Source organism: Streptomyces sp. NPDC005962 (genome assembly GCF_040629205.1).
In the GTDB taxonomy this organism is placed as follows: Bacteria; Actinomycetota; Actinomycetes; order Streptomycetales; family Streptomycetaceae; genus Streptomyces.
Genome location: NZ_JBEXVE010000025.1, coordinates 23345 through 44658, shown reverse-complemented (window position 1 = coordinate 44658; position 21314 = coordinate 23345). Strand labels below are relative to the sequence as shown.

At 72.0% G+C, this 21314-nt stretch carries 20 protein-coding genes; 12 read left to right on the top strand and 8 right to left on the bottom strand.

The genetic code is table 11. From position 1 onward, the window contains the following. Positions 1-95: 95 nt before the first annotated feature. The 3 genes from ABZ370_RS32140 to ABZ370_RS32130 are packed head-to-tail and all read left to right on the top strand — an operon-like array spanning position 96 to position 3320. The gene (locus ABZ370_RS32140) at positions 96-1355 is read left to right on the top strand and encodes a DUF2092 domain-containing protein (RefSeq protein WP_358627856.1); all 1260 of its coding nucleotides are present in this window, start codon (positions 96-98) and stop codon (positions 1353-1355) included. Between the two features lie 35 nt (positions 1356-1390). Continuing rightward, positions 1391-2344, top strand: a complete 954-nt coding sequence (locus ABZ370_RS32135) for an ABC transporter ATP-binding protein (RefSeq protein WP_358627853.1) — start codon at positions 1391-1393, stop codon at positions 2342-2344. Continuing rightward, positions 2331-3320, top strand: coding sequence for an ABC transporter permease subunit (locus ABZ370_RS32130; protein WP_358627850.1), 990 nt, complete (start codon positions 2331-2333; stop codon positions 3318-3320). Before ABZ370_RS32135 ends, ABZ370_RS32130 begins: the two co-directional genes overlap by 14 nt. 48 nt (positions 3321-3368) lie before the next feature. Here ABZ370_RS32130 and ABZ370_RS32125 read toward each other — a convergent pair whose 3' ends face one another. The 3 genes from ABZ370_RS32125 to ABZ370_RS32115 all read right to left on the bottom strand — a co-directional run bounded on the left by ABZ370_RS32125 (position 3369) and on the right by ABZ370_RS32115 (position 6606). Further along, positions 3369-4388, bottom strand: a complete 1020-nt coding sequence (locus tag ABZ370_RS32125) for a M28 family metallopeptidase (RefSeq protein WP_358627847.1) — start codon at positions 4386-4388, stop codon at positions 3369-3371. A gap of 167 nt (positions 4389-4555) precedes the next feature. Continuing rightward, positions 4556-5584 carry an EamA family transporter RarD gene (rarD, locus tag ABZ370_RS32120; protein ID WP_358627844.1) on the bottom strand — a complete coding sequence of 343 codons (1029 nt, stop codon included), beginning with the start codon at positions 5582-5584 and terminating at the stop codon, positions 4556-4558. Between the two features lie 164 nt (positions 5585-5748). Next, positions 5749-6606: an SDR family oxidoreductase gene (locus ABZ370_RS32115; RefSeq protein ID WP_358627842.1), complete on the bottom strand. Its 858-nt coding sequence runs from the start codon at positions 6604-6606 to the stop codon at positions 5749-5751. Between the two features lie 128 nt (positions 6607-6734). Here ABZ370_RS32115 and ABZ370_RS32110 point away from each other — a divergent pair, with 128 nt between their 5' ends. Next, on the top strand, positions 6735-7100 hold the full coding sequence (locus tag ABZ370_RS32110) for a helix-turn-helix domain-containing protein (RefSeq protein ID WP_358627839.1): 366 nt from the start codon (positions 6735-6737) through the stop codon (positions 7098-7100). Between the two features lie 41 nt (positions 7101-7141). Here the strand turns inward: ABZ370_RS32110 and ABZ370_RS32105 are convergent, their stop codons facing one another. From ABZ370_RS32105 to ABZ370_RS32085, 5 genes are all read right to left on the bottom strand, one after another. After that, a complete protein-coding gene (locus ABZ370_RS32105) occupies positions 7142-8224 on the bottom strand; it encodes a 2-oxoacid:ferredoxin oxidoreductase subunit beta (RefSeq protein ID WP_358627836.1) in 1083 nt (360 codons plus the stop codon). Beyond that, on the bottom strand, positions 8217-10169 hold the full coding sequence (locus ABZ370_RS32100; protein ID WP_358627833.1) for a 2-oxoacid:acceptor oxidoreductase subunit alpha: 1953 nt from the start codon (positions 10167-10169) through the stop codon (positions 8217-8219). The genes ABZ370_RS32105 and ABZ370_RS32100 overlap by 8 nt, the downstream gene beginning before the upstream one ends. 266 nt (positions 10170-10435) lie before the next feature. Further along, positions 10436-11095 carry a response regulator transcription factor gene (locus tag ABZ370_RS32095; RefSeq protein ID WP_358628120.1) on the bottom strand — a complete coding sequence of 220 codons (660 nt, stop codon included), beginning with the start codon at positions 11093-11095 and terminating at the stop codon, positions 10436-10438. Between the two features lie 138 nt (positions 11096-11233). Continuing rightward, positions 11234-12571 carry a sensor domain-containing protein gene (locus ABZ370_RS32090; protein ID WP_358627830.1) on the bottom strand — a complete coding sequence of 446 codons (1338 nt, stop codon included), beginning with the start codon at positions 12569-12571 and terminating at the stop codon, positions 11234-11236. Between the two features lie 152 nt (positions 12572-12723). Further along, complete coding sequence (locus ABZ370_RS32085) at positions 12724-13953, bottom strand: sensor domain-containing protein (protein WP_358627828.1); 1230 nt, start codon at positions 13951-13953, stop codon at positions 12724-12726. Positions 13954-14213: 260 nt separating this feature from the next. Here ABZ370_RS32085 and ABZ370_RS32080 point away from each other — a divergent pair, with 260 nt between their 5' ends. The 8 genes from ABZ370_RS32080 to ABZ370_RS32045 are packed head-to-tail and all read left to right on the top strand — an operon-like array spanning position 14214 to position 21313. Then, positions 14214-14630 (top strand): NADH-quinone oxidoreductase subunit A, encoded by a 417-nt coding sequence (locus ABZ370_RS32080; RefSeq protein ID WP_358627825.1) that lies wholly within the window; start codon positions 14214-14216, stop codon positions 14628-14630. Next, a complete protein-coding gene (locus ABZ370_RS32075; RefSeq protein WP_358627822.1) occupies positions 14621-15229 on the top strand; it encodes an NADH-quinone oxidoreductase subunit B family protein in 609 nt (202 codons plus the stop codon). The genes ABZ370_RS32080 and ABZ370_RS32075 overlap by 10 nt, the downstream gene beginning before the upstream one ends. After that, complete coding sequence (locus ABZ370_RS32070) at positions 15226-16731, top strand: NADH-quinone oxidoreductase subunit C (RefSeq protein ID WP_358627819.1); 1506 nt, start codon at positions 15226-15228, stop codon at positions 16729-16731. The genes ABZ370_RS32075 and ABZ370_RS32070 overlap by 4 nt, the downstream gene beginning before the upstream one ends. Beyond that, the gene (locus ABZ370_RS32065) at positions 16728-17690 is read left to right on the top strand and encodes a complex I subunit 1 family protein (RefSeq protein WP_358627816.1); all 963 of its coding nucleotides are present in this window, start codon (positions 16728-16730) and stop codon (positions 17688-17690) included. The genes ABZ370_RS32070 and ABZ370_RS32065 overlap by 4 nt, the downstream gene beginning before the upstream one ends. Continuing rightward, positions 17690-18304, top strand: a complete 615-nt coding sequence (locus tag ABZ370_RS32060; protein ID WP_358627813.1) for an NADH-quinone oxidoreductase subunit I — start codon at positions 17690-17692, stop codon at positions 18302-18304. Before ABZ370_RS32065 ends, ABZ370_RS32060 begins: the two co-directional genes overlap by 1 nt. Beyond that, entirely contained in the window at positions 18301-18861 is a 561-nt protein-coding gene (locus ABZ370_RS32055) for an NADH-quinone oxidoreductase subunit J (protein WP_358627810.1), read from the top strand. The genes ABZ370_RS32060 and ABZ370_RS32055 overlap by 4 nt, the downstream gene beginning before the upstream one ends. Further along, positions 18861-19298: an NADH-quinone oxidoreductase subunit NuoK gene (nuoK, locus tag ABZ370_RS32050; RefSeq protein ID WP_358627807.1), complete on the top strand. Its 438-nt coding sequence runs from the start codon at positions 18861-18863 to the stop codon at positions 19296-19298. The genes ABZ370_RS32055 and nuoK overlap by 1 nt, the downstream gene beginning before the upstream one ends. Further along, positions 19295-21313, top strand: a complete 2019-nt coding sequence (locus ABZ370_RS32045; RefSeq protein WP_358627804.1) for an NADH-quinone oxidoreductase subunit L — start codon at positions 19295-19297, stop codon at positions 21311-21313. The genes nuoK and ABZ370_RS32045 overlap by 4 nt, the downstream gene beginning before the upstream one ends. Position 21314 lies beyond the last annotated feature (1 nt).

The window sequence follows — 21314 nt, the reverse complement described above, 5'->3', positions numbered from 1 at the left end:
GGAAGACCACCACATGGCGGGATCGGGAGACAATGGCCCGAGAGGTGGACGAGTGCAGGCTGACGACCGCCGCCGACGACGGAGGTAGAGCACACATGGCACGAATCCGACCGATACAGGTCGCCGACGACGGCTTCTGGGATGAGGAACGGCCCACACGACGCACCAAGGCGCTCCGCTACGGGGCCCCGGTGGCGGTGGCGGGCATCGCGGCCGCCACGATCGGGCTGGTCCCGGCGCTGGCCAGCAGCGGCGCCCCGGATCTGCCGAAGATCACCGCACAGCAGCTGATCAGCAAGATGGCCGCCTCGGACCAGCAGCGGGTGTCCGGCTCGGTGAAGATCACCACCGATCTGGGGCTCCCCACGCTGCCGGGCGGCGGCTCCCTCGCCGGTGCCGCGAACGACCTCGCGGGCGGGAAGGGCGACGGCGCCTCGCCGGAGGCCAAGCTCAGCGAGCTGGTGTCCGGTACGCACACCCTGCGGGTGGCCGCGGACGGCCCCGACAAGCAGCGGGTCTCGATCGTCGAGAACGCCGCCGAGTACAGCATGATCCACAACGGTGATCAGCTGTGGGCGTACGACAGCGGCAGCAACTCCGTCTTCCACTCCACCTCCCCCAAGGACGCCGCGGGCAAGCGCGGCCACCGGGGCGAGGCCCCCCGCGACCTGGGCGATGCCACCCCGCAGCAGTTCGCGAAGCAGATGCTCGCCGCCGTGGACGACACCACCTCGGTGACGGTCGACGGCACCACCCGGGTCGCCGGGCGGGACGCCTACCAGCTGCTGATCAAGCCCAAGGAGAGCGCGTCCACGGTCGGCTCGGTCCGGATCGCGGTCGACGCGGACAACGGGGTGCCGCTGAAGTTCACCCTCACCCCGAAGAGCGGCGGCAAGGCCGCCGTCGACGTGGGCTTCACCAAGGTGGACTTCGGCAAGCCCGCCGCGGGCACCTTCGACTTCACGCCGCCCAAGGGCGCCAAGGTCACCGAGGAGGACGGCGCCTCGGACCACCAGGAGAAGAGCTTCAAGGGTCAGCACCCGGGCGGCGCGGGCGCCATGGCCGGTTCCCTGTCCGGGCTGAACGTCACCGGGAAGGGCTGGGACACCATCGCCCGCCTCGACGACCAGGGCGCCGGTGGGTCCAAGGACGCTCCCTCCTCCGCCCCGAGCGGCAACGGCGGAGAGGCCTCCGGTCTCCTCGGCAGCTTCGGCACGAAGGTCAAGGGCGACTTCGGCTCCGGCACGGTGTTCAGCACCCGCCTGGTGAACGCGCTGATGACCGACGACGGCAAGGTCTTCGTCGGCGCTGTCGACAAGGACGCCCTGGTCGCGGCCGCGAACAAGGCCAAGTAAGGCCGGGTAGGAACAGTCAGAGGTAAGGGGAGCCCGTGGACGAGCCGTCCGGCGATGCCGTGGTGGAGACCCGCGGGCTCACCAAGCGCTACCGGGGCGGGCAGCTCGCCGTCGACGCGCTCGACCTGACCGTCCCGCGCGGCAGCGTCTTCGGCTTCCTCGGGCCCAACGGCTCGGGGAAGACGACGACGATCCGCATGCTCATGGGCCTGATCGAGCCCACCTCGGGCGGCGCCCGGCTGCTGGGGCGGCCGATGCCGCGCGCCGCCCGCAGCGTGCTGCCGAGGGTGGGCGCCCTCATCGAGGGGCCCGCCCTCTACCCGTATCTGAGCGGCCGGGACAACCTGCTGCGCTACGACGCCGCCGACCCGACCGCCGACCCGCGCACCCGGGCCTCCCGCGCCGCCGCGGCCCTGGACCGGGTCGGGCTCGGGGCCGCCGCGGGGAAGAAGGCCCGGGCGTACTCGCTGGGGATGAAGCAGCGCCTCGGCCTGGCCGCCGCCCTGCTCCAGCCGCGTGAGCTGCTGGTTCTCGACGAGCCGACCAACGGGCTCGACCCCCAGGGCATGCGTGAGATCCGTACCCTGGTGCGCGAGCTGGCCCGGGAGGGCACCACGGTCTTCCTCTCCTCGCACCTCCTCGACGAGATCGAACAGGTCTGCACCCATGCGGCGGTCATGACCCGGGGCAGGCTGATCGCCCAGGGCACGGTCGCCGAGCTGGCGGCGGGCAGCCGCGGCAGGCTGTCCGTCACCACCCCCGATCCGGCCGACGCCGTCCGCGTCCTCAAGGAGCACGGGGTGACGGACCTGGTGGTCCTGGAGGAGCGGGTCTCCGGGGAACTGCCCTCACCCGCGCCCGAGCCCGCCGACCTGAACGCCGCCCTGGTGCGCGCCGGGGTGCGGGTACGGGCGTTCGGCGTCGAGGGCGCCTCGCTGGAGGACGCCTTCGTCGCGCTGACCGGGGAGGGGTTCGATGTCGCGGGCTGAAGCGGACGGAACGACGGAAGAGGCGGAAGCGACCGGAACGACGGAAGAGGCCGGAACGACGGAAGTGGACGGAACGGCGGAAGCGGCTGTGGCGGCTGAGACCCGGCCGCGTCCGCTGTGGGCCCTGGCCCTGTTCCGCAGCGAGCTGTCCACCACCTTCCGCCGCTGGCGGACGCTGGCGCTGCTCGGGGTGCTCGCGGCCGTCCCGGTCCTCATCGGTGTCGCCGTGAAGATCGAGACCAGCGACGGCGGCGGCTTCGGCCGGGGCGGCGGGGGCGGCGGTGGAGGCGGAGCGAGCGGCGACGGGCCCGCCTTCTTCTCCCAGATCACCAACAACGGGATCTTCCTCGTCTTCGCCGCGCTGGCGGCGACGCTGCCCGTCTTCCTGCCCATGGCCATCGGCGTGATCGCCGGGGACTCCATCGCCGGTGAGGCGGGGCAGGGGACGCTGCGCTATCTGCTGGTCGCCCCCGCCGGGCGCGCCCGGCTGCTGCTCGCCAAGTTCGTCACCATCCTGGCGTTCTGCCTGGCCGCGACCCTCGCGGTGGCCGCCGCCGGGCTCGCGGCCGGGGCGATGCTGTTCCCGCTCGGCGATGTCACGCTGATCTCCGGCACCTCGGTGTCCTTCGGCGACGCGCTGGTAAGGGCGGTCGGCGTGGCGGGCGTCGTGGCGCTGTCACTGGTGGGGATCGCGGCGGTGGGCCTGTTCGTCTCGACCCTGACCAACAGCGGGATCGCGGCCATGGCGACCACGGTCGGGCTGGTGGTCACGGTGCAGATCCTGGACACGATCCCGCAGCTGCACGCGATCCAGCCGTATCTCTTCCCGCACTACTGGCTCAGCTTCGCGGATCTCCTCCGCCAGCCGGTCTACTGGGACCAGCTGATCAAGAACGCCGAGTTGCAGGGGCTGTATCTGGCGGTGTTCGGCTCGGCGGCCTGGGCCCGGTTCAGCACGAAGGACATCACGGTCTGAGCGGTCCGCACCGGGCGGTACGGACGCTCAGACCGTGCTGCCGACGGGTCAGGAGGACAGCGTCCAGACGGCGTACGCGATGGCGTCGCTGTTGCGGTCCAGCGCGGTGTCGTTCGTGTTGGACGTGGTGTCGCACGAGCGGTGGTAGCAGCGGTCGAAGGCCTGACCGGAGGTACCGCCCCACTTCTGGGCCTGGGCGGCGGTCTTGATGTAGTCGGCGCCGCTGAACAGGCCGCCCACCGGGATGCCCGCGTTCTTGAACGGAGCGTGGTCGGAGCGCCCGTCGCCCTCGGTCTCTATCTCCGTCGGGACGCCCTTGGTGGCGAAGAAGTCCTTGAAGACCCCTTCGAGCCGGGTGTCGTCGTCGTAGACGAAGTAGCCCGGGTTGGGCGAGCCGATCATGTCGAAGTTGAGATAGCTGTCGATCTTCGCCCGGTTGGCGGACGACAGGCCGTTGACGTAGTTCCGCGACCCGACCATGCCCAGCTCCTCGGCGCCCCACCAGGCGAACCGCAGATGCTTGGCGGGCTGCAGCCCCGAGCGGGCGACGGTGAGCGCGGTCTCCAGGATGGCGGCGGACCCCGAGCCGTTGTCGTTGATGCCGGGACCGGCGGAGACGGAGTCCAGATGGGCGCCGGAGAACACGACCTTGTCGGCGTCGCCGCCGGGCCAGTCGGCGATGAGGTTGTAGCCGGTGGAGCCGCTGGAGGTGAACTGCTGGACGGTGGTGGTGAACCCGGCCGCGTCCAGCTTGCCCTTGATGTAGTCGAGCGACGCCTTGTAGCCGGGGCGGCCGTGGGCGCGGTTGCCGCCGTTGGCGGTGGCTATGGACTGCAGCTGGGCCAGATGCGCCTTGACGTTGGCCAGGGGTACGTCCGGTACGGCGAGGGCGGCCCTGGATGAGGCGGCCGAGGCGACTGAGGCGGACGGCGCGGATGCGGCGGCCGCGGAGGTGGCCGGGGCGGCCGAGACCAGGGCGGCGATCGCCGCTCCGGCGGCGACGGCGGCGGCCGCCCGGCGGTTCGCGGATCTTCGGGGGGTGTGGTGCGGATCAGCACATGACGACATGGGGGGCTCCGATTCCGAACGAGGACTGCACGGAAGGACGTGACGCTGTGTGATGCACGTACGTGTACCCATGGGGGTGGTGGAGCGGTATGACGATATGACGCCGAGATGGCGCGTGCTGATGCTCCGGGTGTGGCTGATGCTCCGTCAAGAGCGGAAACCGGACATCATCCGCCGGATAGCGGTCCCGGCTGTGCCTCCGCCGCCCTGCCCGGCGTTACGCCCGGTGCCACGCCTGGCGTCACGTCCGGGCTCACGCCCGGTGCCACGGCCGCCCGTACGGCGGCGTCCGCCAGCGCCCGGCGCGCCCGGTGCGCCGTGTGCAGCGCGTCCCAGGTGAGCAGCGCGAGGGCGAGCCAGACGAGGGCGAAGCCCGCCCACCGCTCGGGCGGCATGGACTCGTGGAAGAGGGTCACCCCGAGGATGAACTGCGAGGTGGGGGTGAGGTACTGGAGCATCCCGATCGTCGACAGCGGCAGCCGTACCGCGGCGGCCCCGAACAGGATCAGCGGCCCCGCGGTGATCACCCCGCAGCTCACCAGCAGCACCGAATGCCCCATGCCGCCGCCGCTGCCGAACGTGCTGTCGCCGCGCGCCGTGAGGTAGACGAGGAAGCCCAGCGCGGGCAGGAACTGGACGGCGGTCTCGGCCGCCAGCGACTCCAGCCCGTCCAGTCCGATCCGCTTCTTGACCAGGCCGTACGTGGCGAACGAGAAGGCCAGCGTGAGGGAGATCCAGGGCAGCTTGCCGTAGCCGACGGCCAGCACGCCCACCGCTACCACGCCGACGCCGACCGCCGCCCACTGCGCGGGGCGCAGCCGCTCGCGCAGCAGCAGGACGCCGAAGCCGATGCTGACCAGGGGATTGATGAAGTAGCCGAGCGCCGTCTCGACGACGTGTCCGCTGTTGACGCCCCAGATGTACAGGCCCCAGTTGACGGAGATGGCGGTCGCGGCGAGCGCGACGAGACCGAGCCGCCGGGGCTGCCGCAGCAGCGGCCCGACCCAGGACCAGCGGCGCAGCACCAGCAGGATGAGTCCGACGACCACCAGCGACCAGACCATGCGGTGGGCGAGGATCTCCACCGCCCCGGCGGGCTGCAGCAGCGGCCAGAAGAGCGGGGCGAGGCCCCACAGGCCGTACGCGGCGAAGCCGCAGAGGAGACCGGCGCGGTCCTGGCGGTGCTGCGGCTGCATGAGGGCCCTCCCCGACGGCGCGGCGGCCCCGGGGCGTGACGACCGATCGGGAGCCTGTCCGACGGTAACGCCGGGCGGCCCGCCTGTCATCACCGTATCCGCGATATGGGACTGACAGGCAGGCCGCCCCGGGCCGCCCCGGGCCGTGCGCCCGGGCCGTGGGGTCAGCCCTTGAGGGCCAGGGTGAGGGAGTCCGCGATCGGGGTGGTGGGGCGACCGGTCAGTCGGGACAGGTCGCCGGGGGTGGCGGCCAGTCGGCCGCGCTCGATCGCGGCGTCGACGTCGGCCAGGATGGCGGCGAGCGGCTCGGGCAGGCCCGCGCCGGTGAGGATTCCCCGGACCTCGTCGGCGGAGACGGCGCGGTAGGCGATCTCCTTGCCGGTCTGGCGGGCGATCTCGGCGGCGTACTCGGCGAAGCTCCAGGCGGTGTCGCCGGACAGCTCGTAGGCCGTGTTCTCGTGGCCCTCGCCGGTCAGTACGGCGACGGCGGCGGCCGCGTAGTCGGCGCGCGAGGCGGAGGCGACCCGGCCCTCGCCCGCGGCGGCGACGACGGCGCCGTGCTCCAGCACGGGGGCCAGCCGCTCGGTGTAGTTCTCGTTGTACCAGCCGTTGCGCAGCAGCGCGTACGGCAGACCGGACTCGGTGATGGCCTGCTCGGTGGCGCGGTGTTCGTCGGCGAGCGTGAAGTCGGCGGCCGGACCGCCCAGGATGCTGGTGTAGGCGAGCAGCGCGACCCCGGCCTCCTTGGCGGCGTCGATGACGGCCTGGTGCTGCGGAACGCGCTGCCCGACCTCGCTGCCGGAGATCAGCAGCACCTTGTCGCCCGCGGCGAAGGCGCCGCGCAGCGTCTCGGGGCGGCTGTAGTCGGCCACCTTCAGGGTGACGCCGCGGGCGGCGAGACCGGCGGCCTTGTCGGCGTCGCGTACGACCGCGGTGATCCGGTCGGCCGGAACCTTCTCCAGCAGGCCGTCGATGACGAGGCGGCCGAGGTGCCCGGTGGCTCCGGTGACGACGATGCTCATGGGGGTGTCTCTCTCTTCTGCTCTTGTGCTCGCGGCTGCTGGCCGCGACGTCTCGTCTGGCTTCCGTGAGCCACTCTAGGCACAGCGCTAACCATTCGAAAGTACCCACTTTGACGTAAGGTACTGGCATGAAGGTAAGTGGTAACCCCACGGTCTGCCCTTCGCGGCTGATCCTGGAGCACATGACCAGCCGCTGGGGTGTGCTGGTGCTCGCCGTCCTGCTGGACGGCACCCACCGCTTCAGTGAGCTGCGGCGCGAGATCGGCGGGGTCAGCGAGAAGGTGCTCGCCCAGACGCTCCAGACCCTGGAGCGCGACGGTTTCGTCCACCGCGAGGCGCACCCCGTCATCCCGCCGCATGTGGATTACTCCCTGACCGGCCTGGGTCGGGAGGCGGCGAGCCGGGTGGGGGCGCTGGCGGGCTGGGCGGAGGAGTGCGCCCCGGAGGTACTGGAGGCCCGGGCGGCGTACGACGCGGCCAGGCCGGGTGCGTAGACCCGGCCTGGCCGTGTGTGCGGGAAATGCGGTCGTGCGGCTCAGCCGACGACGGTCCAGGTGTCGTTGCCCGCGAGCAGCGCGCCGAGGTCGCCCTTGCCCTTCTGCTCGACGGCGGCGTCGAGCTGCGTCGACATCTGGTCGTCGTAGACCGGGCGCCGGACGTCGCGCAGTACCCCGATGGGGGTGTGGTGCAGGGTGTCCGGGTGGGCCAGCCGGGACAGCGCGAACGCGTTGGTCGGGGAGTCCGCGTGGGCGTCGTGGACCAGGACGCGGTCCTCGTTCTCCGGGGTGACCGCGACGACCTCCAGGTCACCGGTGGCCTGGTCGCGGACGACGCCCTTGGCCAGCCCGGCGCCAAAGCGGATCGGTCTGCCGTGCTCCAGCCGGATCACGGCCTCCTCGGCCCGCTCCTTGTCCTTGAGCGCGTCGAAGGCGCCGTCGTTGAAGATGTTGCAGTTCTGGTAGATCTCCACCAGCGCGGTGCCCGGGTGGGCGGCGGCCTCGCGCAGCACCTGGGTGAGGTGCTTGCGGTCGGAGTCCACGGTGCGGGCGACGAAGCCCGCCTCGGCGCCGATCGCCAGCGAGAGCGGGTTGAACGGCGCGTCCAGGGACCCCATCGGGGTGGACTTGGTGATCTTGCCGACCTCGGAGGTCGGGCTGTACTGGCCCTTGGTGAGCCCGTAGATGCGGTTGTTGAAGAGCAGGATCTTCAGGTTCACATTGCGGCGCAGGGCGTGGATGAGGTGGTTGCCGCCGATGGACAGCGCATCGCCGTCACCAGTGACCACCCATACCGACAGATCGCGCCGGGAGGCGGCGAGACCGGTGGCGATCGCCGGGGCGCGGCCGTGGATGGAGTGCATCCCGTAGGTGTTCATGTAGTACGGGAAGCGGGAGGAGCAGCCGATGCCGGAGACGAAGACGATGTTCTCCTTCGCCAGCCCCAGTTCGGGCATGAAGCCCTGGACGGCGGCGAGGACCGCGTAGTCACCGCAGCCGGGGCACCAGCGCACTTCCTGGTCGGACTTGAAGTCCTTCATCGACTGCTTGCCCTCGGCCTTGGGCACCAGGGACAGCGCCTCGGCCAGAGCGGTGGGCGGCTGCGAGATGGTCTCAGTCATCGATGGCCTCCTTGAGGGCCGTCGCCAGCTGCTCGGCCTTGAACGGCAGTCCCCGCACCTGTGTGAAGGAGCGGGTGTCGACGAGGTACTTGGCGCGGATGAGGGTGGCGAGCTGGCCGAGGTTCATCTCGGGCACGACGACCTTGTCGTAGCGGGCCAGCACCGCTCCCAGGTTGGCCGGGAAGGGGTTCAGATGGCGCAGATGGGCCTGGGCGATCCGGTCGCCCGCCCGGCGCACCCGGCGCACGGCGGCGGTGATCGGCCCGTACGTCGAGCCCCAGCCCAGCACCAGGGTGCGGGCGTCGCCGGTGGGGTCGTCCACCGTCAGATCCTCGACCTCGATGCCGTCGACCTTGGCCTGCCGGACGCGGACCATGTAGTCGTGGTTGGCGGGGTCGTAGGAGATGTTGCCGGAGCCGTCCTGCTTCTCGATGCCGCCGATGCGGTGCTCCAGCCCCGGGGTGCCGGGCACCGCCCACGGGCGGGCCAGGGTCAGCGGGTCGCGCTTGTACGGCCAGAAGACCTCGGTGCCGTCCTCGGTGGTGTGGTTGGGGCCGGTCGCGAACTGGACCCGCAGATCCGGCAGGCCGTCGACATCCGGCACCCGCCACGGCTCCGACCCGTTGGCCAGATAGCCGTCGGACAGCAGGAAGACCGGGGTGCGGTAGGTGAGCGCGATGCGCGCCGCTTCCAGCGTGGCGTCGAAGCAGTCGGCCGGGGTCTTCGGGGCCACGATCGGCACCGGCGCCTCGCCGTTGCGCCCGTACATCGCCTGGAGCAGATCCGCCTGCTCGGTCTTGGTCGGCAGCCCCGTGGACGGCCCGCCGCGCTGGATGTCGATCACCAGCAGCGGCAGCTCCAGGCTGACCGCGAGCCCGATGGTCTCCGACTTCAGCGCCACCCCCGGCCCGGACGTGGTGGTCACCGCGAGCTGCCCGCCGAACGCCGCGCCCAGCGCCGCGCCGATGCCCGCGATCTCGTCCTCGGCCTGGAAGGTGCGCACGCCGAAGTTCTTGTGCTTGCTCAGCTCGTGCAGGATGTCGGAGGCCGGGGTGATCGGGTACGAGCCCAGGAACAGCGGCAGATCCGCCTGCCGGGACGCGGCGACCAGCCCGTAGGACAGCGCCAGGTTGCCGGAGATGTTCCGGTACGTCCCCGCCGGGAAGGCGGTGGAGGCGGGCGCCACCTCGTAGGAGACGGCGAAGTCCTCGGTGGTCTCGCCGAAGTTCCACCCGGCCCGGAAGGCCGCCACGTTCGCCTCGGCGATCTGCGGCTTCTTGGCGAACTTCTGGCGCAGGAACTTCTCGGTGTTCTCCGTGGGCCGGTGGTACATCCACGACAGCAGGCCGAGCGCGAACATGTTCTTGCTGCGCTCCGCCTCCTTCCGCGACAGCCCGAACTCCTTGAGGGCCTCGATGGTCAGCGTCGTCAGCGGCACCGGGTGGACCTGGTACGCATCCAGCGAGCCGTCTTCGAGCGGGCTGCGCTCGTAGCCGACCTTCGCCATCGGCCGCTTGGTGAACTCGTCGGTGTTGACGATGATGTCGGCGCCGCGCGGCACGTCGCCCAGGTTGGCCTTGAGCGCGGCCGGATTCATCGCCACCAGAACGTCCGGCGCGTCGCCGGGGGTGAGGATGTCGTGATCGGCGAAGTGGAGCTGGAAGCTCGACACTCCGGGCAGGGTTCCGGCGGGCGCGCGGATCTCCGCCGGGAAGTTCGGCAGAGTCGACAGGTCGTTCCCGAACGACGCCGTCTCCGAGGTGAACCGGTCTCCGGTGAGCTGCATACCGTCACCCGAGTCACCCGCGAATCGGATGATGACGCGATCCAGACGGCGGACCTCCTTGCCGCCGTCCGGTGTTCCCCGTTCCCCGGCGAGCCCCCGCTCGCTCTGCTGATCGGCTGGTTCGGCCTGCTCGGCCGGGCTGCTGACCTGGCTGGTCACTGCTTCGGACCTCCCTAGAGGCGGCGCACCTTAGACCGTCGGTGCCGACCGGTTGTCCCACGGCCATCGTACGTCGGTAAGGCTCGCCTTCCTTGGCCGGAGCGCCTGATGAATCCCGAGCCAAGTGTCCGTTATGCCGTGACGTGGCATGACTTTCCCTACCCCCGTGGCGTCAATTCTGGTGATCCCCTCACTCGGCCTTTGGTCCCGCTTTGGTCGTCCTGTGGTCCTACGACCCCCTTGGCGACCGGCGGCGGACACCGCCGTCAGGAGTTGAGGTACGTGAGCACGGCGAGCACCCGGCGGTGATCCCCGTCACTCGGCGACAGGCCGAGCTTCAGGAAGATGTTGCTGATGTGCTTCTCGACCGCGCCGTCGCTCACCACCAGCTGCCGGGCGATCGCCCCGTTCGTCCGGCCCTCGGCCATCAGGACCAGGACCTCCCGCTCCCGAGGGGTGAGCCCGGCCAGTACGTCCTGTTTGCGGCTGCGGCCCAGCAGCTGGGCGACGACCTCCGGGTCCAGCGCCGTACCGCCGCGGGCCACCCGCACCACCGCGTCCACGAACTCGCGCACGTCGGCCACCCGGTCCTTGAGCAGATAGCCGATGCCGCGGCTGTTCCCGGCCAGCAGCTCGGTCGCGTACTGCTCCTCCACGTACTGCGAGAGCACCAGCACGCCGATCCCGGGATGGTCGCGGCGCAGCTGGATCGCGGCCCGCACCCCCTCGTCGGTGTGGCTGGGCGGCATCCGTACGTCGGCGACCACCACATCCGGCAGCGCGCCCTCGTCGGCCAGCTCGCGGATGGCCTTGACCAGCGCCTCCGCGTCCCCCACTCCCATGACGACGTCATGGCCGCGGTCGGTCAGCAGCCGGGTCAGGCCCTCCCGCAGCAGCACCGAATCCTCGGCGATGACCACCCGCACTCTGTCCTCCACCACGATGCCCGGCCCCCAGTCGTTTCCGCGTTGTCGGGGCCAGCATTCCAGGATTCGGACGCCTTCGTCGCGCATACCGCGCGCGGGGGCCTGGGGGACCTGTGTGACCGGGACCGGGGGCCGCCGTCAGCGCCAGGGCAGCTCCACGGTCACCGAGGTCGGGCCGCCGGGCGGGGAGTGGACGATCAGCACCCCGTCGACCGCCTCGATGCGCTCGGCCAGCCCCGCCAGCCCGCTGCCCCCGGCCGAGGCATTGGCCCCGCCGCGCCCGTCGTCGCCGACCCGCAGCATCACCCGGCCGTCGGCGCGCCACACGTCGACATCGGCGGTGCGTGCGGCGCTGTGTTTGCTGATGTTCTGGAGGAGTTCGGAGACGGTGAAGTAGGCGATGCCTTCGATGGCGGGTGCGGGTCGTTGGGGTAGGTCGGTGGTGACGGTGACGGGGACGGTGCAGCGGGCGGCGAGTGCGGAGAGGGCGGGGCCGAGGCCGCGGTCGGTGAGGATGGCGGGGTGGATGCCGCGGGCGAGGTCGCGGAGTTCTTGGAGGGCGAGTTTGATTTCGCCGTGGGCTTCGTCGACCATGCGGGCGGCTGTTTGGGGGTCTTCGTCGAGTTTTTCTTTGGCGAGGCCGAGGTCCATGGCGAGGGCGACGAGGCGGGCTTGTGCTCCGTCGTGGAGGTCGCGTTCGATGCGGCGCAGGTCGGCGGCGGCGGTGTCGACGACCGTGCCCCGGTCCGACTCCAGCTCCCACACCCGGGTCGCGAGCCGGGACGGCCCCAGCAGCCCGATGACCAGGAGCCGGTCGACGGTGGTCAGCGCCCGCATCACCCACGGCGTCGCCAGGAGGACCAGCACCCCGAGGACGCAGGCCGCGGTGACCTCGAACGGGGTGTCCAGGTAGAAGTGGCGCCCCCGGCTGCCGTCCTCGAACAGCTCGATGCCCGGTCGGCCGAGGTACGTGGGGAAGACCCACCGCCACAGCGGATACGTCGCGAAACCCCAGCCGTAGCAGGCGAACACGATCGCCACGGTGAAGCCGAAGATCGCCCACGGCAGGTGCAGCAGCGCGTACAGGGCGTGCCGCCACGAGGTGCCGCTCTTGAGCAGCGCGCCCACCCACGACACCGGCCCCCGCTTGCCGCCGGACGTGCGCACCGGCTCCGGCTCCGCCACCTCCAGCCCCAGCAGCGCACGGGCGCGGGCCCGCTCCACGACCCCGATGCCCCGGCAGCCCGCGAGGGCGGCGCCGAGCACCGGAACGCCGAGGAAGGTGATCAGGAGCCCCGCGCCGAGGGAGAGCATGACAACCGCGTAGGTGAAGGTCAGGAGCGCCATCGGCAGGCTGATCATCAGATAGAGGAACTCGCGCCAGACGCGGGCCTCGAACGGCGCGCGCAGTACCGGCGGCACCAGGCCGCGCCGGGGCTCGCTCCCCGGCCCGTACGGTCCGTATGCGGTGGCCATCTCGTCGTCCGTCCTCCCGAAGCCGGTGCCCGGCTTGTCCGCTGTCGTCGTACCGCTGTCGTCGTGTTCCAGAGTCCCGGGCGCCGGTGGGCCGGGCCATGAAGCGGGTCGGCGTCTTCAGCCGGGGGCTAACCCCACCCCTTCCGCCCGGCTCATGGTGTGCGGCGGGCAGCCGCCGGGCGGCGGGGGGCTCCGCCGGTATGGCTGCCGCCGTCGCGGTCGCGCCACGGCAGCTCGGCGTCCACCGAGGTCGGGCCGCCGGGCGGGGAGTCCACCACGAACCGGCCGTCGACCGAGCCCAGCCGTTCCGCCAGCCCGGCCAGCCCGCTGCCCCCGGCCGGGGACGCACCCCCGCGTCCGTCGTCCCGCACCCGGATCAGCAGCCTGCTGCCGGACCGGGCCAGGGTCACCGATGCCGTCCGGGCGTGGCTGTGTTTGCTGATGTTCTGGAGGAGTTCGGAGACGGTGAAGTAGGCGATGCCTTCGATGGCGGGTGCGGGTCGTTGGGGTAGGTCGGTGGTGACGGTGACGGGGACGGTGCAGCGGGCGGCGAGTGCGGAGAGGGCGGGGCCGAGGCCGCGGTCGGTGAGGATGGCGGGGTGGATGCCGCGGGCGAGGTCGCGGAGTTCTTGGAGGGCGAGTTTGATTTCGCCGTGGGCTTCGTCGACCATGCGGGCGGCTGTTTGGGGGTCTTCGTCGAGTTTTTCTTTGGCGAGGCCGAGGTCCATGGCGAGGGCGACGAGGCGGGCTTGTGCTCCGTCGTGGAGGTCGCGTTCGATGCGGCGCAGGTCGGCGGCTGCGGTGTCGACGACCGTGCCCCGGTCCGACTCCAGCTCCGTGATACGCCGCTCCAGCTCATCCGACGGCGACAGCAGCCCGCGCACCATCAGCCGGTCGACGTTGGTCAGCGCCCGGGCGATCCAGGGCAGCACCGGCCAGGCGATGAACAGCGAGGTCAGCGTCACGGCGAAGGTCAGGATGCCCCAGGGCATCCGGATGGCGGCGTAGAGCGTCGCGCGCCAGCCCACCGGGTCCCGCAGGCTCCGCCACAGCCAGCCGAAGAAGCCTTCGCCGGGGCGGCCCGGCATCCGGCTGGGCTCGTCCACCCGGACCGACAGCAGCGCACGGGCCCGCTGCCGTTCGGACCGGGCGAACCCGCGGCTGCCCAGCAGGCCCACGGCCAGCACCGGCAGACCCGCGATCGTTACCGCCATGCCCACGCCCACGGCCAGCCAGGTCAGCGCGTAGACGAAACCGAAGATGCCCATCGGCAGATTGACCAGGAGATGGGAGATCTCCTTCCATGTCTGCGCGGGATAGCCGAAGGCGGGTGGGCGCGGCAGTCGCTCGCCGCCGCCCTCGCCGGGGGAACTGGAGGTCATGGCAGCAAAGACTGCCGCGCCCGGGCGGGCGGCGCCATGGGGTACGTCGCCGGGCGTGAGTAGGGCTATCCCCACCGTTCCGGCCCTGCCCCGGCCCCTTGCCGCGCTCGTCGGGGACCCGCCCCGGACCCGTGCCGCGCTCCGCATGCCGGACGGGCGGATCACCCCACCGCCGGTAGGGCCTAGACTCCCGTGCGTACGGATCGTCGAACACACGAGGTCGACGAGCAGCAGGCAGGAACAGGGAGCGAGGGGCGGACGTGCCGGAGGCGACGACCGTACGCGCGGCCAGTAGCGTCCCGCTCGCGGCCGACTACTTCCACGCCTATACGCTGGTGGGTCTGGCCGCGGCGGTTGGGGTGGTCTTCGTCGCCGTGGCCTTCGGGGCAGGGCGGCTGCTGCGGCCGGTGGTGCCGACGCCGGAGAAGCTGCTGACCTACGAGTGCGGCGTGGACCCCGTGGGCGAGAGCTGGGCACACACCCAGGTCCGCTACTACGTCTACGCTTTCCTGTACGTGATTTTCGCGGTGGATTCGATCTTCCTGTTCCCCTGGGCGACGGTCTTCGCCGCGCCCGGTTTCGGCGCCGCCACCCTGGTGGAGATGTTCATCTTCCTCGGGTTTCTCGCCGTAGGTCTGCTGTACGCATGGAAGAAGGGCGTCCTGGAATGGACGTGACACCGACCCCCGCGCAGGCTCCCGTGGATCTCCCGGAGCCGCGCCGCCTCGGCCCGCTCGCCCGGCTGGCGCCCGAACCGATGAAGGTGGTCCTGAACTGGGGCCGCCGCTACAGCCTGTGGGTGTTCAACTTCGGGCTGGCCTGCTGTGCCATCGAGTTCATCGCCGCCTCGATGGCCCGCCACGACTTCATGCGGCTCGGCGTGATCCCCTTCGCGCCCGGCCCGCGCCAGGCCGACCTCATGGTCGTCTCCGGCACGGTCACGGACAAGATGGCGCCCGCGGTCAAGCGGCTCTACGAACAGATGCCGGAACCGAAGTACGTGATCTCCTTCGGCGCCTGCTCGAACTGCGGCGGCCCGTACTGGGACTCGTACGCCGTCACCAAGGGCGTCGACCAGATCATCCCGGTCGACGTGTACGTCCCCGGCTGCCCGCCCCGGCCCGAGGCGCTGCTCCAGGGGATTCTCAAGCTCCAGGAGAAGATCGCCCGCGAGTCGCTGGGGGAGCGGTACGCGACGCGTGACGACCGCCCGTCCACGGCCGCGCTGCGCAGCGGCCTGGTCGCGCCCCCGACGGGTGGGGAGGACGCGCGATGACGGAGCCGAACGAGGCGCCTGAGCCGAACGAGGAGCCTGAGCCGACCGGGCCGACCGAGTCGACCCAGGAAGCCGCGGTGGGCTGGCTTCCGGCCCCCGCCGCCGAACTGTTCGGCGAAGGCGCCACGGCCGAGGAGGCATACAGCCTGCTCACCGTCGACGTGCCCGCCGAGGCCTGGATCACGGCGCTGGAGACCGCCCGCGACACCCTCGGCTGCACCTACTTCGACTGGCTGAGCGCGGTGGACGAGCCCGGCCAGGGCTTCCGCGTGGCCGCCCACGTCGTCGCCCTCACGCCCGGCGCCGCCATACGCCGCCTGCTGGTCCGCACCACCGTCCCGCACGACGCGGCCGCGCTGCCCACCGCCGTGGCCGTTTACGCGGGCGCAGCCTGGCACGAGCGCGAGACCCACGAGATGTTCGGGATCGGCTTCACCGGTCACCCCGGCCTCGCGCCGCTGCTGCTGCCCGACAACTTCGAGGGCCACCCGCTGCGCAAGGACTTCGTGCTGGCGGCCCGGGTCGCCAAGGCCTGGCCGGGCGCGAAGGAGCCGGGGGAGTCCGAGCACGGCGGCCCCAAGCGGCGCCAGATGCTCCCGCCGGGCGTGCCCGACCCCAACGAATGGGGCCCCCTCAAGGGCCAGCTCCCGCCCGCCCCCGCCCGCCCGGCCCGCGGCGCCCGCGCGGCGGGCGACCGCCCGGTCCGTCGCCCCCGCCCCACAGCACCGGGCTCGGCCCCCCAGCAGCCCGAGACGGCCGCTGAGGCGACGCCGCCCCCCGAGCGCCCTGCCCGCCGCGCACGCAGCGCGTCGGCGGGTTCGGCGAGCCAGCGGGCGGCCGGGACGACGGCCGCTGACGCGGAGCCCGGGACGACGGCCCCCGACGCATCGGGGGCGGCCTCGGCCGAGCAGTCGAGCCGCGCTGCCCGCAGTGCGGGCGAGGACTCGGCGGCCCAGCGGGCCGCGGCGGCTGCCGACACGGCACCGGCGACGGACGCCCCGGCGGATGCGGGGTCGACCGCGGAGCCGACATCGCCGGAGCAGACCCCGGCGCCCGAGCGCCCGGCCCGCCGCACGCGCAGTGCGTCACCTGGTGAGCCGACGCCATCGGAACAGACCTCGGCGCCCGAGCGGACGGCCGCTGACGCGGAACCCGGGACGACGGCGCCCGACGCATCGGGCCCCGCCCAGGCTGATGCGGCGGACGAGCGGTCCGACGGACGGCCCTCCGGCGGCCCGGGCACGCGCCCGGCACGGCGGCCCCGCTCGTCCGATGCCCCCTGGCACAACCCGCGCCCGGCCCGGGACGACGCGGAGGAGCCCGGCACCGCGCCGGAGGCCCCCGCGTCCGGTCGCGAGCCGGGAGCGGACGAGGGCCAATCCGGTACCCCGGAACAGGACGCCGCGAAACCGGACGCCCGCGAGCAACCGGACGCCGCGAAACCCGGCGGCGATGACGAGACGACGAACCACCCCGACGGACCACCAGGAGGCACCGCGTGAACGACGTCCTCGACGTCGCGCTGCGACTGCTCGCCCTGCTCGTCGCGTTCCTGGTCCTCCCGCTGCTCGTCGGTCAGACCGAGCACAAGGTCATGGCCCATATGCAGGGCCGCCTCGGGCCGATGTACGCGGGTGGGTTCCACGGGTGGGCCCAGCTGGTCGCGGACGGGGTGAAGTTCGCGCAGAAGGAGGACATCGTTCCGGCCGGGGCCGACCGGCGGATCTTCCAGCTCGCGCCCGCCGTCGCGCTGCTGCCGTATCTGCTGGTCCTGGTCGCGATCCCGATCGGCCCGGGCGGCGCGGTCGGGGAGACCATCGACGCGGGCATCTTCTTCGCGCTCGCGGTGATGGGCGTCGGCGTGCTGGGCTCGCTGATGGCGGGCTGGGCCTCGGCCAATAAGTTCTCCCTGCTCGGCGGCCTCCGCACCGCCGCTCAGCTCATGGCGTACGAGCTGCCGATGCTGCTCGCCGCCGCGTCCGTGGCGATGGCCGCGGGCACGGTGTCGCTGCCCGGCATCCTCGACGCGTTCGAGTGGTGGTGGGTGCCGTGGCAGATCGTCGGCGGGCTGGTGTTCTTCACCGCCGGGCTGGCGGAGCTGCAACGCCCGCCGTTCGACGCCCCGGTGGCCGACTCCGAGATCATCTTCGGTGCGTACACCGAGTACACCGGGCTGCGGTTCGCGCTCTTCCTGCTCGCCGAGTACGCGGGCATCGTGATCCTGTGCGGGCTGACCACCGTCCTCTTCCTCGGCGGCTGGCACGGTCCGTTCTCGGGCGACGTGGGCTGGCTGTGGACGCTGCTCAAGACGGCCGTCCTCGCCTTCGTCGTGATCTGGCTGCGGGTGAGCTATCCGCGGCTGCGCGAGGACCAGCTGCAGAAGCTCGCCTGGACCTGCCTCATTCCGCTCTCTCTCGCCCAGATCGCCCTCACCGGCGTCGTCAAGGTGGTGATCTCCTGATGGGTATTCCCGGTTCCGGCCTGGCCAAGGGCCTGGCTGTCACCCTGCGCACGATGACCCGCAGGTCGCACACCGCGCAGTATCCGGAGGTCCAGCCCGAACTGCCGCCCCGTACCCGCGGGGTGATCGGGCTGTTCGAGGAGAACTGCACGGTCTGCATGCTCTGTGCGCGCGAGTGCCCGGACTGGTGCATCTACATCGACTCGCACAAGGAGACGGCGCCCCCGGCGGCGCCGGGCGGGCGCGAGCGCAGCCGCAACGTGCTGGACCGGTTCGCCATCGACTTCGCCCTGTGCATGTACTGCGGTATCTGCATCGAGGTGTGTCCTTTCGACGCGCTGTTCTGGTCGCCGGAGTTCGAGTACGCGGAGGAGGACATCCGCGACCTCACCCATGAGCGGGACAAGCTCCGCGAATGGATGTGGACGGTGCCCGCGCCGCCCGCGCTGGACCCGGCCGCCGAGGAGCCGAAGGAGATCGGCGCCGCCCGCAAGGCCGCCGAGAAGCAGGCCGCGGCCGAAGCGAAGGCAGCCGAAGAAGCGAAGGCAGCCGAAGCCGCCAAGGCCGCCGACGCGGCGGAAGCGAACGACGGGACGAACGGGGCCGCCTCGTGAGCACCGCGGTCCACCTGGCCGCCACCGGCCACGGGTTCCTGTCGCCCACCGGCGTCGAGATCGCCTTCCTCCTCGTGGGCATCGTGACGTTCGCCGCGGCCGTCATCACCGTCACCACCAAGCAACTGGTGCACGCCGCCCTGTGGCTGGTGGTGGCGCTCGGTGGCATCGCCGTCGAATACCTGCTGCTCACCGCGGAGTTCATCGCGTGGGTGCAGGTGCTGATCTACGTCGGCTCCGTCGTCGTCCTCCTCCTCTTCGGGCTGATGATGACCAGGGCGCCCATCGGCCGCTCCCCGGACGCCGATTCGGGCAACCGCCCGGCCGCCCTCGCGGTGGCCGTCACCGCCGCGGCCGCGCTGGTGTGGGTGGTCGTGGACGCCTTCCGGGCCACCTGGATCGACCTGGACAAGGGCGTACAGGGCTCCACCGCCGTCTCGGGTGAGAGCCTCTTCCGGTACTGGGTGCTGCCGTTCGAGGCGCTGTCCGTGCTGCTGCTCGCCGCGCTCGTCGGCGCGATCGTGCTGTCCCGCAAGAAGGTCGAGGAGGAGCGCTGATGCACCTCGCCTACCCCGCCGTGCTCGCCGTCCTCCTCTTCTGCACCGGCCTGTACGGCGTGCTGGCCCGCCGCAACGCGATCCTGGTGCTGATGTCGGTCGAGCTGATGCTCAACGCCGTCAACCTCAACCTCGTCGCCTTCGACGTCTGGCTCCGCGACACCCTGCACGCGGGCCAGGCGCTCACCCTGTTCACCATCGCCATCGCCGCCGCCGAGATCGGCATCGGTCTCGCCATCGTCCTGCTCGTGTACCGCAACCGGGGCACCTCCGACGTCGACCGGCTCCGGGACCTGGCCGACCCCCCGCCGAGCGGCCAGGACCCCATGGACGACAGCATGGCAGCCGCCACTGACAACGGCCCTGGCAACGGCTCTGACAACGGCCCCGACCACAGCGCCGACCAGGGAATTCCCGCCCGGAGGCAGACCGCGTGACGACCACGACCGCCGCCGTTCTCGTCCCCCTCCTGCCCTTCCTCGGTGCCGCCGCGGGACTGCTCCTGGGCCGCCGCGCCCCCGGCTTCGTACGCCCCCTCGCCCTCCTGCCCACCCTCGCCGCGACCGTGCTGGCCGTGGTCGTCGCCGTACGCCAGGGCGGCGGCGAGGGCGCCGGGAAGGCCCCGCTGACCATCGCCACCCGGCTCGCCGACACCGGCTCGGTCCCGATCGACCTCGCGCTGCACATCGACGGGTTCGCCGCCCTGGTCGCGGTCCTCGTCGGCGTCGTCGCGTGCTGCGTGCAGATCTACTCGACCGGCTATCTGCGGGACGACCCCCGCTACCCCTCCTACGCCGCGCTCGTCTCCCTCTTCACCGCCGCGATGCTCCTCGTCGTCTACTCCGACGACCTGATCGTGCTGCTCGTCGGCTGGGAGATCATGGGCATCTGCTCGTACTTCCTGGTCGGCCACTACTGGGAGACCGCGGCCGCCCGGTCCGCCTCCCTCAAGGCGTTCCTCGTCACCAAGCTGGGCGACGTGCCGTTCCTGATCGGCATCTTCGCGCTCGCCGGGGACACCGGCACGTTCCGCATCAGCGAGATCTACGCCCGGCTCACCGCCACCACCTCCGGCGTCCCGCTGGACCACCCCACCCTGATCGCGCTGCTGCTGCTGGCCGGGGTCGCGGGCAAGTCGGCCCAGTTCCCGCTCCACACCTGGCTGCCGGACGCGATGGCCGGTCCCACCCCGGTGTCCGCGCTGATCCACGCCGCCACCATGGTCGCCGCCGGTGTCTACTTCATCGCCCGGCTGCTGCCCGTCTTCGCCTCCTCGGCCGCAGCCCTCGCCGTCCTCGCCGCCATGGCGGCCATCACCATGGTCGGCTCGGCGCTCGCCGCGCTCGCCCAGGACGACATCAAACGCGTCCTCGCCTACTCGACCGTCGGCCAGCTCGGCTACATGACCGGCGCGCTGGCCGTCGACGACCGCGGCGCGGCCGTCTTCCACCTCATCGCCCACGGCGCGTTCAAGGCGCTGCTCTTCCTCGGCGCGGGCGTGATCATCCACGCGGCCGGGACGAACTCCCTCGCCGCCATGTCCCGGATGAGCGGCCTGCCGGGGCGCATCCCGGACGCCTACTGGACGACCACGGTCGCGCTGCTCGCGCTCGCCGCCATCCCCCCGTTCGCGGGCTTCTTCTCCAAGGAAGCCGTCCTCGGCGCCGCCGAACACGCCGCCACCGGCCACACCGCCGCCGTGCCCACGGGCGTCGGCTGGACCGTACTCGTGGCCGGGGTGCTCACCGCGCTGCTCACCGCCGCCTACGCCGGACGGCTGTGGCTGCTCGCCTTCCGCGGCAAGGGCGAGCAGGCCCCCGACCACGGCAGGCAGCCGATCGCCCTGAACGCCGTCCTGTGGGTGCTCTTCATCCCCACCGTCGCCCTCGGACTGTTCTACGGCACCCTCCCCGACTGGTTCGACGGTGAGACGCTCACCCCGACCCTCACCACCTCCGTCCTCGGCACCGGGGCCGCCCTCATCGGCCTCCTGGTCATGTACGCCGCGTGGCGGCACACCTCGGCGCGGGCCGCCCGCGTACCGATCGGCGCCGTGGCCGCCCACCCGGACGCCGCCGACGCCGTCTCCGAGGTCGAGGCCATCGCCACCCACGAGGCCGCCTACGGCTCCATCGCCGGGGCCACCGACCCCGCCGACCCCGGCCGCCTCCTCCTCGGGCCCCTCCACCGCCACGCGGCAGCCGGTTTCCACCTCGACGCCGTCTACAGCGCCCTGTTCGTCCGCCCCGTGCGCGCCGCCGCCGGTCTCGTCCGCTTCCTCGACCGCGAGGTCGTCGAGACGTACGTACGCGGCGCGGCCGGTGCGCCCCGCCTGCTCGGCGCGGCCGTCCGCCGCGCCCAGACCGGCAATGTGCAGACCTACCTCGGCGCGCTGCTCGCGGGTTCCCTCGTCCTGGCCGTGGCCGCCGTCCTCGTCGCAGCGGGAGCCTGAC

What these genes read in the sequence shown, in the direction of transcription:
- ABZ370_RS32140 (WP_358627856.1), top strand. Translation starts at nt 96, where the DNA reads ATGGCACGAATCCGACCGATACAGGTCGCCGACGACGGCTTCTGGGAT.
- ABZ370_RS32130 (WP_358627850.1), top strand. Translation starts at nt 2,331, where the DNA reads ATGTCGCGGGCTGAAGCGGACGGAACGACGGAAGAGGCGGAAGCGACC.
- ABZ370_RS32125 (WP_358627847.1), bottom strand. Translation starts at nt 4,388, where the DNA reads ATGTCGTCATGTGCTGATCCGCACCACACCCCCCGAAGATCCGCGAAC.
- rarD (WP_358627844.1), bottom strand. Translation starts at nt 5,584, where the DNA reads ATGCAGCCGCAGCACCGCCAGGACCGCGCCGGTCTCCTCTGCGGCTTC.
- ABZ370_RS32115 (WP_358627842.1), bottom strand. Translation starts at nt 6,606, where the DNA reads ATGAGCATCGTCGTCACCGGAGCCACCGGGCACCTCGGCCGCCTCGTC.
- ABZ370_RS32110 (WP_358627839.1), top strand. Translation starts at nt 6,735, where the DNA reads ATGAAGGTAAGTGGTAACCCCACGGTCTGCCCTTCGCGGCTGATCCTG.
- ABZ370_RS32105 (WP_358627836.1), bottom strand. Translation starts at nt 8,224, where the DNA reads ATGACTGAGACCATCTCGCAGCCGCCCACCGCTCTGGCCGAGGCGCTG.
- ABZ370_RS32090 (WP_358627830.1), bottom strand. Translation starts at nt 12,571, where the DNA reads ATGGCCACCGCATACGGACCGTACGGGCCGGGGAGCGAGCCCCGGCGC.
- ABZ370_RS32085 (WP_358627828.1), bottom strand. Translation starts at nt 13,953, where the DNA reads ATGACCTCCAGTTCCCCCGGCGAGGGCGGCGGCGAGCGACTGCCGCGC.
- ABZ370_RS32075 (WP_358627822.1), top strand. Translation starts at nt 14,621, where the DNA reads ATGGACGTGACACCGACCCCCGCGCAGGCTCCCGTGGATCTCCCGGAG.
- ABZ370_RS32070 (WP_358627819.1), top strand. Translation starts at nt 15,226, where the DNA reads ATGACGGAGCCGAACGAGGCGCCTGAGCCGAACGAGGAGCCTGAGCCG.
- ABZ370_RS32060 (WP_358627813.1), top strand. Translation starts at nt 17,690, where the DNA reads ATGGGTATTCCCGGTTCCGGCCTGGCCAAGGGCCTGGCTGTCACCCTG.
- nuoK (WP_358627807.1), top strand. Translation starts at nt 18,861, where the DNA reads ATGCACCTCGCCTACCCCGCCGTGCTCGCCGTCCTCCTCTTCTGCACC.